This is a genomic window from Undibacterium sp. FW305-107 (assembly GCF_058788535.1).
In genome coordinates this window covers 283,156-297,363 of record NZ_JBYTAV010000009.1, presented here as the reverse complement: position 1 = coordinate 297,363, position 14,208 = coordinate 283,156, and the positions used below count along the sequence as shown (strand labels likewise).

The 14,208-nt window shown below is 50.6% G+C and carries 8 protein-coding genes; 3 read left to right on the top strand and 5 right to left on the bottom strand.

The genetic code is table 11. The features are described from left to right. Positions 1–45 precede the first annotated feature (45 nt). The 5 genes from lpdA to AC3WQT_RS20920 all read right to left on the bottom strand — a co-directional run bounded on the left by lpdA (position 46) and on the right by AC3WQT_RS20920 (position 10,304). Positions 46–2,154, bottom strand: coding sequence for a dihydrolipoyl dehydrogenase (gene lpdA, locus AC3WQT_RS20940; RefSeq protein ID WP_492706719.1), 2,109 nt, complete (start codon positions 2,152–2,154; stop codon positions 46–48). 14 nt (positions 2,155–2,168) lie between these two features. After that, positions 2,169–3,497: a dihydrolipoyllysine-residue acetyltransferase gene (aceF, locus tag AC3WQT_RS20935; protein WP_492706717.1), complete on the bottom strand. Its 1,329-nt coding sequence runs from the start codon at positions 3,495–3,497 to the stop codon at positions 2,169–2,171. A 135-nt stretch (positions 3,498–3,632) separates the two neighbouring features. Next, entirely contained in the window at positions 3,633–6,329 is a 2,697-nt protein-coding gene (gene aceE, locus AC3WQT_RS20930; protein WP_492706715.1) for a pyruvate dehydrogenase (acetyl-transferring), homodimeric type, read from the bottom strand. Positions 6,330–6,781: 452 nt separating this feature from the next. Then, complete coding sequence (locus AC3WQT_RS20925) at positions 6,782–7,252, bottom strand: DUF4265 domain-containing protein (RefSeq protein WP_492706713.1); 471 nt, start codon at positions 7,250–7,252, stop codon at positions 6,782–6,784. A 262-nt stretch (positions 7,253–7,514) separates the two neighbouring features. Then, positions 7,515–10,304, bottom strand: a complete 2,790-nt coding sequence (locus AC3WQT_RS20920; protein WP_492706711.1) for a TonB-dependent receptor — start codon at positions 10,302–10,304, stop codon at positions 7,515–7,517. Positions 10,305–10,674: 370 nt separating this feature from the next. Here AC3WQT_RS20920 and folD point away from each other — a divergent pair, with 370 nt between their 5' ends. Genes folD through AC3WQT_RS20905 form a run of 3 tightly spaced genes read left to right on the top strand, consistent with a single transcriptional unit; the run spans position 10,675 to position 14,208 of the window. After that, the gene (gene folD / locus AC3WQT_RS20915; RefSeq protein WP_492706709.1) at positions 10,675–11,520 is read left to right on the top strand and encodes a bifunctional methylenetetrahydrofolate dehydrogenase/methenyltetrahydrofolate cyclohydrolase FolD; all 846 of its coding nucleotides are present in this window, start codon (positions 10,675–10,677) and stop codon (positions 11,518–11,520) included. Position 11,521: 1 nt separating this feature from the next. Then, the gene (locus tag AC3WQT_RS20910) at positions 11,522–13,585 is read left to right on the top strand and encodes a M3 family metallopeptidase (protein ID WP_492706707.1); all 2,064 of its coding nucleotides are present in this window, start codon (positions 11,522–11,524) and stop codon (positions 13,583–13,585) included. 17 nt (positions 13,586–13,602) lie between these two features. After that, positions 13,603–14,208 carry a DUF4124 domain-containing protein gene (locus AC3WQT_RS20905; protein ID WP_492706705.1) on the top strand — a complete coding sequence of 202 codons (606 nt, stop codon included), beginning with the start codon at positions 13,603–13,605 and terminating at the stop codon, positions 14,206–14,208.

The following is a 14,208-nucleotide window of genomic DNA, read 5'->3' as shown; positions in this document are numbered from 1 at the left end:
CCTGATGCTTTTTATGCATCAGGGCTATCTTTACAGCAAATTCACTTATTTCTTGCGCTGCGGTGGCAAGTCAGTACAGACACCTTTATACACTTCAGCCGCCATGCCTATCGATTCACCCAGGGTAGGATGAGGATGGATGGTTTTGCCTATATCCACCGCATCTGCGCCCATCTCTATAGCCAGGGCGATCTCGCCTATCATGTCACCGGCATGCGTGCCAACGATGCCGCCACCGACGATGCGCTTGGTCTCTGCATCGAACAGCAACTTGGTGAAGCCTTCATCACGGCCATTGGCCACTGCACGGCCAGACGCCGCCCAAGGGAAATGACCTTTTTCAAGCTTGACGCCTTTGGCCTTGGCTTCATCTTCTGTCATACCTACCCATGCGACTTCAGGGTCGGTGTAGGCAACAGATGGGATCACGCTGGCATCAAAATAGGCTTTTTCACCGGAAGCTGCTTCTGCAGCGACATGGGCTTCATGCACAGCCTTGTGTGCCAGCATGGGTTGGCCAACCAGGTCACCAATCGCAAAAATATGCGGCACATTTGTGCGCATTTGTTTATCGACATTGATGAAGCCACGGTCAGTCACTGCCACGCCCGCCTTGTCAGCGGCAATCTTCTTGCCGTTGGGGCTGCGGCCTACCGCCACCAGTACCAGGTCATAGACTTGGGGTGCCGGTGCAGTCCCGCCTGCTTCTGCCGCTTCAAATGTGACCTTGATGCCTTCTGGCAGCGCTTCAACAGCAACCGTTTTGGTCTTCAACATGATGTTGTCAAAACGTTTTTCATTGAATTTTTGCCAAACCTTGACCATGTCACGATCTGCGCCCTGCATCAGGCCATCCAGCATTTCGACGACATCAATGCGTGAACCCAGGGTGGAATACACAGTTGCCATTTCCAGGCCGATGATGCCACCACCGATGACCAGCATGCGTTTTGGTATCTGGCGCAATTCCAGCGCGCCTGTGCTGTCAACAATGCGTGGATCAGTGGGTACGAAAGGCAGGTTCACGACAGAAGAGCCAGCGGCAATAATTGCCTGCTTAAACTGCACGGTTTTCTTGCTGCCATCCGCCGCGGTGACTTCGATATGGTTAGGGCTGAGGAACTGGCCCACACCCTGCACTACATTGACCTTGCGGGCTTTTGCCATGCCATTCAGGCCAGTCGTCATTTTCTTGATGACGCTTTCCTTGTAGCCGCGCAGTTTGTCGATATCGATTTCTGGCTTCGCAAATGTCACGCCATGTGCTGCCATGGATGCAGTTTCATCAATCACGGCAGCCACGTGCAGCAGTGCCTTGGATGGGATGCAGCCTACATTCAAGCAAACGCCACCCAGCGTAGAATAACGCTCGACCAGCACCGTATTCATGCCCAGATCAGCAGAACGGAAGGCGGCGGAGTAACCGCCAGGGCCAGCGCCCAATACCATCATGTCGCATTCAACATCGACCTTGCCGGTGTAACCGGAAGCGATTGGCGCAGGGACGGCTGGAGCAGCAGCAGGTGCTGTTGCTGCTGGAGCGGCAACAGCAGGAGCAGACGCTGCCTGGCCTGCGGCTTCGACCAGCAACAGCAAGCTCCCTTCAGCAACCTTGTCACCAACCTTGACCTTGATTTCTTTTACAGTACCGGCATGGCTGGATGGAATTTCCATACTGGCTTTGTCAGATTCAACGGTGATCAGCGACTGGTCAACCTTGATGCTGTCGCCAACCTTGACCATGACTTCGATGACTTCAACTTCCTTGAAATCACCAATATCAGGTACCTTGACTTCGACGATGCCGACAGGCCCGGCAGGTGCTGCTGCGACAGGCGCGGCGGCGGGTGCTGATGTTGGCGCAGGAGCGGTCGCAACTGCCGGAGCAGCCGCAGGCGCTGCACTTGCCGCAGCTCCTTCAGCTTCTATCACCAGCAACAAACTGCCTTCGGCAATCTTGTCACCGAGTTTGACTTTCAATTCCTTGATGACACCGGCATGACTGGACGGGATTTCCATACTGGCTTTGTCGGACTCCACTGTCACCAGTGATTGATCAACCTTGATGGTATCGCCCACCTTGACCAGCAATTCTATGACTTCAACTTCCTTGAAATCACCGATATCGGGTACTTTGACTTCGATAGTGCTCATAGTCTGTTCTCCGTTCACAGCAAGGTTTTACGCAGATCAGCCAAGACATCAGCCAGATAAGCGGTGAACTTGGCAGCCATGGCACCATCAATGACGCGGTGGTCATATGACAACGACAAAGGCAGCATCAGGCGCGGCTGGAATTGCTTGCCATCCCACACCGGCTTGATACTGGATTTGGACAAGCCCAGGATCGCCACTTCAGGCGCATTGATGATAGGCGTGAACGCCGTGCCACCGATACCACCGAGTGAAGATATGGTGAAGGTTGCGCCCTGCATGTCAGCAGGTTTCAACTTGCCATCGCGCGCCTGGGCTGACAGCTCACCCATTTCAACAGCGATTTGCGACAGGGTTTTCTGGTCTGCGTTTTTAACAACAGGCACGACCAGGCCGTTAGGCGTATCTGCTGCAAAGCCGACGTTGTAATACTGCTTCAGGATCAGGTTTTCACCTGTCGCATCGAGCGAAGAATTAAATGCCGGGAATTTTTTGAGCGCTGCAACACTGGCCTTGATGACGAAAGCCAGCATCGTCAGTTTGACGCCGGATTTGACCAAGGCTTCATTCGAAGATTTACGGAACTCTTCGAGGTCGCTGATATCTGCTTCATCAAATTGCGTGACATGCGGGATCATCACCCAGTTGCGGTGCAGATTCGGGCCACTGAGTTTTTTGATGCGTGACAAAGGTGATGTCGTGGTCGCGCCAAACTTGCTGAAATCCAGCGATGGCCATGGCAATACATCGAGGCCAACGCCACTGCCATTTTTTGCCGGAGCAGAAACCGCAGCAACAGCAGTGCTGCCAGCCATGATGCCCTTGACGAAGTTTTGTACGTCTTCTTGCGTGATACGGCCTTTTTGACCGGAACCGGCGACGCGGCTCAGATCAACACCCAGTTCACGCGCAAATTTGCGTATGGATGGTGAAGCATGGGCCTTGCCTGCGCTGGCTGTTGCTACAGGAGCAGCCTGTGCTGCTGCCGCTGCAGCAGGAGCGGCGACTGCAGGTGCCGGAGCCGCTGGTGCTGGCGTTGCAGCTACTGGCGCTGGTGATGCAGCCGGAACAGCCGCAGGTGTCGCTGCTGGAGCTGCAGCACTTGCCGCAGCATCAACGATGACCAGCAAAGAACCTTCAGCAACCTTGTCGCCGACCTTGACTTTAATTTCTGTAACTACACCGGCATGGCTGGATGGAATCTCCATGCTGGCTTTATCTGATTCTACGGTGATCAGTGACTGATCCACCTTGATGGTGTCGCCGACTTTGACCATCAGCTCAATGACTTCAACTTCCTTGAAATCACCAATATCCGGTACTTTGACTTCTACGCTACTCATAGTTTTCTCCATTGTCGCCCTGCGCTATCACAGGGCGGTTGGGGTGAAGCCAGGTTTTACTCTGTCTTCACGCTCATCCTGTCTCTCCCTGAAAATGAGAGAGGCAGGAAATGTTAGTGGGTGTCAGACGTAAAATTACACAGTAACCGGATTAGGTTTATCTGCATTGATACCGTATTTGGCAATCGCCTGCGCCACTACAGATGCAGACAAGGCACCTTCATCAGCCAATGTTTTCAACGCAGCGATGACCACGAAGTAACGGTTGACTTCAAAGAATTCACGCAATTTGGCGCGGGAATCAGAACGGCCAAAACCATCCGTACCCAAGACCTTGTAGCTACGGTTTTTCGGTATAAAGGCACGTACCTGTTCAGCAAAGGTGCGCATATAGTCGGTCGCGACGACGATAGGGCCAGCCGTGTCTTTCAGGCATTGGGCGATATAAGGCACGCGTGCTTCTGCAGTCGGGTGCAGCATGTTCCAGCGTTCTGCATCCTGGCCATCACGCGCCAGCAAGGTGAAGGATGGTGCAGACCAGACATCGGCAGCAATACCCCAGTCGTTTTGCAGCAATTCAGCACCGGCAATCACTTCACGCAAGATAGTGCCTGAGCCCATCAGTTGCACGCGGTGCTTGGTGGTTTGTTCGGATTTTTGCAATTGGTACAGACCCTTGATGATGCCCTCTTCCTGACCGGCTTTCAAACCTGGGTGGCTATAGTTTTCATTCATCAGAGTGATGTAGTAGAACACATCTTCCTGATCGGTCACCATGCGGCGCAGGCCATCATGCATGATAACTGCCACTTCATGCGCGAAGGTAGGGTCATAAGGAATACAGTTAGGGATGGTCGATGCCAATACATGACTGTGGCCATCTTCATGCTGCAAACCTTCACCATTCAACGTCGTGCGACCGGCAGTACCGCCGAGCAGGAAGCCACGTGCACGCATATCGCCAGCAGCCCAGGCCAGATCGCCAATACGTTGCAGACCGAACATCGAGTAATAGGTATAGAACGGGATCATCACGCGGTTATTGGTCGAGTAGGAAGTCGCCGCAGCGATCCATGAACTCATACCACCGGCTTCATTGATACCCTCTTGCAAAATCTGACCAGCCTTGTCTTCGCGGTAGTACATGACCTGGTCTTTATCGACAGGCTCATACAACTGACCTACCTGGCTGAAAATACCGATCTGGCGGAACAGACCTTCCATACCAAAGGTACGGGATTCATCGACCATGATAGGCACCACGCGCTGGCCCAGGCTGGCATCGCGCAGCAAGGCAGTCAGGATACGGACATAAGCGGCAGTGGTGGAAATTTCACGGCCTTCTGCCGTTGGTTCCAGCATCGCCTGGAAGGCTGTCAGTTCTGGCACCACCAAGGCTTCGTCGGCCTTTTGACGGCGTTGTGGCAAATAACCACCAAGCTCTTTACGGCGCGCATGCAGGTATTGCATTTCTGGCGTGTCGTCAGCCGGTTTGAAGAATGGGATAGCTGGCAATTCAGCATCAGCAATCGGCAACTGGAAGCGGTCACGCATGGCCTTGATGGCTTCGTCGTCAAGCTTCTTGGTATTGTGTGCAGTGTTGCGTGCTTCGCCAGATTTGCCAAAGCCAAAGCCCTTGATACTCTTCGCCAGGATGACGGTAGGCTGTCCTTTGTTTTCCTGGGCGACTTTGAATGCTGCGTAAATCTTGTGTGGATCATGACCACCACGGGTCAAACGCCAGATATCGTCATCCGACATTTTGCTGACCATTTCCAGCAATTTTGGATGCTTGCCAAAGAAATTGGCGCGTACATAGGCGCCATCCTTGGCTTTGTAGTTCTGGTATTCGCCATCAACGGTTTCCATCATCACTTTTTGCAGGATGCCGTCTTTGTCTTTCGCCAGCAATTCATCCCAGCCACTGCCCCAGATGACTTTGACGACATTCCAGCCCGCGCCACGGAAATCAGATTCCAGTTCCTGGATGATCTTGCCATTGCCTCGTACCGGGCCGTCCAGACGTTGCAGGTTACAGTTGACGACCATGACCAGATTATCCAGCTGTTCGCGGCCGGCCATGCCGATCGCGCCCATGGATTCTGGTTCATCCATCTCACCATCACCACAGAATGCCCATACTTTACGTTTTTCAGTGTCAGCAATACCGCGTGCATGCAAATACTTCAGGAAGCGCGCTTGATAAATCGCCATCAACGGGCCCAGACCCATCGAGACGGTAGGGAATTGCCAGAAGTCTGGCATCAGTTTTGGATGCGGGTAAGAAGACAGACCCTTGCCATCGACTTCACGGCGGAAATGCAGCAACTGGTCTTCAGTCAAGCGGCCTTCGAGGAAGGCGCGCGCATAGATACCAGGGGAAGAATGGCCTTGGATGTAAAGCAAATCACCACCGTGATCTTCAGTCGGCGCATGCCAGAAATGGTTGAAGCCTATACCCAGCATATTCGCCAGTGAGGCAAAGCTGGACAGGTGACCACCAAGGTCGCCATCAACGCGGTTAGCCTTGACCACCATGGCCATCGCGTTCCAGCGCATATAAGAGCGCAGGCGCTCTTCAATTTCCAGGTTACCCGGGCAATGCTCGCCCTGGTCAGCAGGGATGGTATTCACATAGGCAGTATTGCTGGAAAACGGGATATGGGCACCACGACGACGCGCCAGGTCAACCATGCGCTCCATCAGGTAATGCGCACGTTCAGGGCCTTCGGCCTCTATGACGGATTCAAGCGCATCCAGCCACTCATTTGTTTCAACTACATCGGGATCATTTACGGCCTGGGCCAGCACCTGGTCTATCTGGGGTGACATAGAAGGGGTCTCCTGTTATTGCGCGTTTGGGTGAAACGCGCGGGGCGAATCGACAAATTACGGCTAGTTTTTTGTTCTCGCAAGTATTTTAACAGGACTTTTTAATTTTTCAAATAGCGATATATGATTTCATAATGTGAAATTTACGCCGCAACGCAGCAAATAAACTGAAAAATTCTTTTATTTTATTCATAAGTTCTCTATTAAAACTTAGCTCATAGCGCTTGGTGTGCAGTGCAAAATCCTTGAAATAAATTAATAGCACGCTTATTGCTTGCAATACTTGTTTGATTATCAATCGGCTAGTAAGTTGTTGCAATTGATCGCAAGCTTTTCCAAAGACAACAAAAAAAGGGCGATGAATAAATCATCGCCCTCCCAATCATCTTAATCGGTGCAAACCTTATTCTTTGAATCGATATTTCAGACCGCTTTAAAATATCCCAATCATTTCAGGGCCTTACCGACTCATAGATCAACCGTTGTTGATTATGCTGATGTAGCAAATATTTCAATACATTGCAATTGATATCTTTACTTGCTGCACTAACAGCAAGCAGATTCCTGGAAGACCACTCTACTTCTGCGCCAACATTCTGCAAAGTCTGAGCTACCTCGTTCGTATCCGTGCCCAGAGAATTGCCAAACCAGATACGGTGAGTTTTATATCCCGATGGCCTTAGGACGCGGGTAAATACATAGTCATTTGTAGTTTCTACTTCATCACCCAAATCCATATCCCAAGTAAAAAAGGGAATGCAACATATAACAAATTTATGTTCATCAATTTTCTTGGTCCATAGCTGCTCCCATTTTTGGGACTCTCCATCGTCATCGACTCTAGCCATTATTAGAAAATTAGCTTCTGCACGCCATACTGGGGATTGATGTGTTCGATACAAATCATCAGCTTTAGCAGACATGTATCTCCATTTTTATTCAAGATATGATTTGTTAATAATAGCACTACTTAATTCAGTAGTCGCCCCAATTAAAATCCAAGGCCGTGTCCCCGCAGTTTGCGAGGTTGACTTGTCTGATACGGGTGGGTGTGACGCCTATCTGAAACTACAGCACTTTGGTAACTTGCGGGGCGGTTTTGGCATAAGGATAAAAAAGGGCGATGAATAAATCATCGCCCTCTCAATCGCCTTAATCAGCGCTACTACTTATTACAACTACTTATTATTTGAATTGGTATTTCAGGCCAACTTTGAAGTAACGGCCGATTGCGCCGCTGCCGTCCATAGGGTTGAAGCCCATTGCGCCGTAAGTCAGAGGATCCAGCGGTGCAACCTTGTCAAACAGGTTGGCGATGGAACCAAAGATTTCCAGGTTTTTCATTGCTTTGTAGCGGAAAGACACATCCAGAGTCGTGAAGGAAGCCAGTGTGCAACCTGCTGGCGCATCAGTGCCGTCAGCAAATTTGTTGGCGCAAGGCTGGCCTTCTTCTGGGATGTTTTTCATGGAACCACGATAGCTGACAACGCCAGTGATGTTCAATGGACCTCTATCCCAGCCCAGTACAAAGTTGACTTTGTCTTTTGGTGTACCTGCGCAGTTGGATGTATCGCAGTTACCATGGGTACCGGCATATTGATGCTGTACGGTGCCATCAACACGCAACCAGGAATTAACATGTGTCCAGTTGACGTCAGCAGTCAGCTTGCCGTATTCACCCAGGTTGAAACGCTGTTTGGCGTTCAGATCCACACCCTTGACTTCAGTGTAGCTGGAGTTGGCATAAGGAGCGGCACCGCCGATGATAGTACCTGTACCTGGTGTCACCACGCCGTTGATGGTCAGGTTGTTATCCTGGCGCAATACGCCTGGCAAGGCAGCTGCTTGCTGGAAGGACATGGAGTTGATTTCGTTGTTACGGCGAATCTTCCATGCGTCAATCGCGAAGCTGGTGTCTGGCAGCGGATCCCAGACTACGCCCAGAGTGTAACCTTTGGATGTTTCTGGTTGCAGGTTAGGATTGCCGACTTTGAAGCCTGTGAAAGTGGCCGCGCAATCAGAAGACTGTGCACCCGGCAGTGGTGTGCCATTAGGGCAACGTACCGGATCCCTGACGGAAGCAGTACCAGCACTGAAGCTTTCTGTACCGGATTCTGGTGCGCTAGGTGCACGGAAGCCTTCAGAGTAAGTACCGCGCAAGGCAAATGTTTTCACTGGCGTCCATTTGGCACCGACTTTTGGTGTCACGGAATTGAAGTGAGAATATTTGTCGTAACGCAGAGCGCCGGACAATTCAAGAGACTTGATGACCGGAGCCAGCAACTCTGCATAGATCGCAGATACTGTCTCATTACCCTTTGCCGCTACATAGCTGGCATTGATGGAACCATCTTTGCTACCGTCCAGAGAAGGCATGTCATAGGATTCACGGCGATATTCAGCACCAACCGCCAGGCCCATCATACCGCCCGGCAAAGCTACCAGCTCACGGGATGCCTTGAAGTCGATGATGTCCATCTTGGTAGGTGCATCGATAGTCGCTGTCTTGACCATGGCTGCATACAAAGCTGGATTGTTTTTGCTGGCCTGAGTACCTATGTAGTATGGGAAGTATGGGCTCTTAGGATCGCCCAGAGCAGACTTCAATACTGCCATGTTGATGGTATTGGTGTAGTCCAGATGCAGCTTGGATTCAGAATGCAAAATAGCTGTATCGAAATCCCAGCCAGCCATCGTACCTTTCAAACCTGCAACGGCGCGGTAGAAGGAGTTATCAGCAATACGGCGGTTAGCACCTACGTCAAACATGGAATAGCGCAGACGTACATCAGCACCGTACGGATTTTGCGGATGCGAAGCTGACATCAGGATGGTGTTGCCGTAGTTGATGTTACCGTTCAAATTGGTTGGATTTGAAGGGAAGAACACGTTGGCGGATGTAGAAGGAGGCGTTACAGTGAACGCTGCCTTGCGCTGGGAATAGCCAAATTCAGCATACGCTTGCAAATCATCATTGATCTGGAATGTGCCACGGGTGAACAGGTTGACGCCATCAATTTGTGGCAGCATGGTACGGAACTGATCTGCATACCAGAGACAGCCACCGCCCGGATCCTGCACCTTGGTTGTCGACAAAGTCGAGCAGCCTGGCAAGGAAACATAATTCAATGTTTTTGGATCACGCAAGGAACCTGCAGGATTTGGTTGCGCGCTATTATTACCGGCGATATAACCGGAAGTGAAAGAACCTACGGTCACCATAGGGTAACCCCAACGACGCCAGTCGCCTGTGCCGATCCAGTCACGGTCATAACGCTGGCTGTTCATCAACTCGTTGGACTTGTATGCCTCGGCATTGACGATGATGTTGTATTTGTCTTTTTCCAGATTACCAAAACCTGCGGTGATCGAAGCTTTTGTCTGATTCGCATCGCGGGAACCGGAAGTACCAGCGCTGGCGCTGACGGTTACGCCTTCGTAATTCTTTTTCAGGATGATATTGACGACACCGGCGATCGCATCGGCACCGTAGATGGAAGACGCGCCATCTTTCAGGATTTCGATACGCTCAACCACTTCCATAGGGATAGTGGAGATGTCAGTAAATGCTTTTTGTCCGTCATCGGCACGGCCAAACTGCGCCATACGGCGGCCATTCAACAACACCAGTGTGGAAGTAGCACCGAGGCCACGCAGAGAGATAGCGGTAGAACCGGCAGCAAAACCATTACCGAAGCTGGTTGGCAGAGAACCCGCGCCATCGGAAGTCAGGGTTTGCAGGTATTCAGCAACGGTTGTTTTACCAGCCTTGTCGATATCCGCACGGCTGATGATTTGTATCGGCGATGCAGTTTCAGCTTCTGCACGTTTGATACTGGTACCAGTTACTTCTACACGCTGTATTTTGGCGTCATCCTGAGCAAATGCAGGTTGTGCCAGCATACCGGCTGTCATCATCAAGCCGCCAGAAAACATCACGCGCAGCGATCTTGAAATTACCTTTTCCTTCAGCATATCTCTCTCCTAGGGGGTTTGTGTCTTGTGTTACATCGCGGCTAAACCAGCCACAATGAAAAATATTTTGAAAATTAATTTTCACAATATGTATGAAGCCATTCTTGAATTTTGAAGTCAATCACTACGCAGAGAATGCGGACAGAAAACAACAAAGCGATACAATTCCATAACCAAATGAAATAAATCGCTTACACAAGGGTAATCTCAAGTCGATATTATTTATTTAAAAGACAATTAAATATCTATGGGAAAAGATGGCAAATTAATACAAAAAATATTCGTTAAATCTGCAGAGCTGAGCCCACGCTCCGCCATCCTTTATAATCTTGGTTTACCTACCTCTAACTACTGCTCAATACATAAAGTCATGACTGCCCAAATTATCAGTGGAACCCAGCTTTCCCTACAAATCCGTGCCGATGTAACACAACGAGCCGCCAAACTGACCGCTGCTGGCAAGCAGCCAGGCCTGGCAGTCATTCTGGTTGGCGAAAATCCAGCGTCGCAGGTGTATGTGCGCAACAAGGTCAAGGCTTGCGAAGACTGTGGTTTTTACTCGGTTTTGGAAAAATATGATGCAAATTTGACTGAGCAGGCTCTGCTTGAGCACATTGCCCGTTTGAATAATGATCCAAAGATCAACGGCATCCTGGTGCAATTGCCCCTGCCTGCTCACATTAATGCCAACAAGGTCATTGAAGCCATCGCGGCAGAAAAAGACGTGGATGGTTTCCATATCAGCAATGCTGGTCTGCTGATGACTGGTCAGCCTCTGTTCCGCCCATGCACCCCTTATGGCGTTATGAAGATGCTGGAATCCATTGACTTCCCTGTGCGTGGCGCTAATGCTGTGGTGGTCGGTGCCTCGAATATTGTTGGCAAACCACAGGCCATGTTGCTCTTGCAAGCGGGCGCTACTGTCACCATCTGTAATTCGAAAACCCGTGATCTGGCAGCGCATACGCGCAACGCTGACATTCTGGTAGTGGCGACAGGCAAGCGCAATATCGTCACGGCAGACATGATCAAGCCTGGCGCAGTCGTCATCGACGTAGGCATGAACCGAGACGATGAAGGAAAGCTGTGCGGCGACGTTGATTATCTGCCAAGTAAAGAAGTTGCAGGTTATATTACGCCTGTACCAGGCGGTGTGGGTCCCATGACCATCACCATGTTACTGGTCAATACCATAGAAGCTGCTGAAAGAACTTAATATGACTCAAGATAATCCTCTGCTGGACTTTAGTGATTTGCCACGTTTTGCCGATATCCGGGCCGAGCATGTTGGCCCTGCCGTTGCAGCCCTGCTGGAGGAGAATCGTGCTGTCATCGCTGAACTCGAAAAAAACACTGGCCAGGTTAGCTGGGACAATTTCGTTGAACCACTGGAAAACGCCACAGAAAAACTGGGGCGTGCCTGGGGAATAGTCGGTCACCTGAATGCAGTTGTGGATACGCCAGAAATGCGTGCCGCCTACAATGAGAACCAACCGGCCATCACCGAGTTCTGGACAGAACTGGGGCAGAACCTGGCCTTGTTTGCCGGCTATAAAGCCTTGCTGCAAGCACCTGAATTTGACTATCTGCCACAGGCCAGGAAAACCATCATCCAGAATGCTATACGCGACTTCCGGTTAAGTGGTGCAGAACTGGCAGAGGACAAGAAACTGCGCTATGCAGAAATTCAGGAAAAACAGGCCGCCTTGTCGACCAAATTTTCTGAAAACTTGCTGGATGCAACCAATGACTATGGCCTGTTCATAGAAGATGTCGCAGAGCTGAAAGGCTTGCCTGAAGACGTCTTGCAGGCAGCCAGATCAGCGGCAGAAACCGATGGCAAAACCGGCTATAAATTCACCCTGCACTTCCCTTCGTATTTCCCGTTATTACAATACGCAGAAAATCGTCATATCCGCGAAACCATTTACCGTGCAAATGCGACCAAAGCCTCTGAACTGGGCAGCAAAGCAGAGTGGGACAATAGCGACATCATGGCGGAGCTGTTACGCCTGCGCAAGGAAGAAGCCTCGCTGCTGGGTTACCAGAATTTTGCTGAAGTATCCCTGGTCAGCAAGATGGCTGAGTCTCCCGCACTGGTTAATCAGTTCCTGGAAGATCTGGCAAAACGCGCGCGTCCTTATGCAGAAAAAGATCTGGCAGAATTGCGTGCCTTTGCTGCCGGTGAACTAGGCATCAGCGACATGCAGGCCTGGGATACTGCCTACGCATCCGAAAAATTGCGCCAGCAACGCTATGCTTTTTCTGAACAGGAAGTAAAAGAATACTTCCCCGAACACAAGGTTGTCGATGGCTTGTTCCGTGTCATCCAGACCCTGTTTGCAGTTGATATCAAACCGGATCAGGCGACCACCTGGCACAAGGATGTCAAGTTTTACCGGCTTGAAAAAAATGGTGCATTGGTCGGTCAGTTTTATCTGGACCTGTATGCCCGTAATGGCAAGCGTGGCGGTGCATGGATGGACGATGCCCGTGGCCGCAGATTGACCGCACATGGCGTGCAAACACCAGTTGCTTATCTGACCTGTAATTTCAGCGCGCCAGTGACCATGAATGGCGTGGCAAAACCTGCCCTGTTCAGTCATGATGAAGTGATCACCCTGTTCCATGAATTTGGCCATGGCTTGCACCATTTGCTGACCAAGGTGGATGATTTGTCCGTCTCAGGCATTTCCGGTGTTGAGTGGGATGCGGTTGAATTGCCTTCACAGTTCATGGAAAATTTTTGCTGGGAATGGGATGTGTTGCAGCATATGACTGCCCATGTGGATACTGGTGCAGCATTACCACGTGCACTGTATGACAAGATGATTGCCGCCAAAAATTTCCAGTCTGGTTTGCAAACCCTGCGCCAGGTTGAATTTTCGCTGTTTGACATGCGTTTGCATGATGCCTTTGAACCCAATGGTACACAAAGCGTGCAAGACATTGTTCAGGCGGTACGTGCTCAGGTGTCTGTCATGCAGCCACCAGAATTCAATCGTTTCCAGCATTCGTTCAGCCATATCTTTTCTGGTGGCTATGCAGCAGGCTATTATAGTTATAAGTGGGCGGAAGTTTTATCAGCCGATGCTTATGCTGCATTTGAAGAACATGCGACTGAATCGGGCAGCACCTTGTCGCGGGCGGTAGGCGAAAAATTTCAAACCGAAGTTCTGGAAGCTGGTGGTTCCCGCCCTGCCCTGGCTTCGTTCAAGGCATTCCGTGGTCGTGAACCGAACATCGATGCCTTGTTGCGTCACAATGGCATGAGTGCCTGAGTCTTTAGGAGAAAAATATGACATTCAATAAAAAGATCCTGATCTGTAGTGTAATTTCCAGCATTTTTATGGTGGCAACAGCGCAGGCACAAATGTACAAGTCGGTCGGACCGGACGGTAAAGTTACCTATAGTGATCAACCACCACCAGCGAATCAAAAAGTAGAAAAGAAAAAATTGCCTGATACTTTGGAAGGTGGCAATCTGCCTGCTGAACTGGCGATCGTGGTCGCAAAAAACCCGGTTACTCTTTACTCAGCCAACGGCTGCTCACCATGTAATGATGGCCGCAGCCTGCTTAAAAGCATGGGCATACCATTCACCGAAAAAACCGTTAACACCGCAGCGGACCAGGAAAAAATGAAGCAGGTCAGTGGCGATTTGCAATTGCCACTACTGGTGATTGCCAATGTCAAATTCCGTGGCTATAGCATGGATGACTGGAAAGATGCTCTGAGCAAAGCTGGCTACCCAGCCACCAGCAAGCTGCCCAAGGATTACCGTTACGCGGCTGCTGAACCTGCGTCCCCACCGCCGCCACCAGTTGCACCCAAAACACCGGAAGCGGCAAGGCAAGCTCCCGCTCCTCAGCCCAAAAAACCGGATGATGGCTTTAAATTTTAA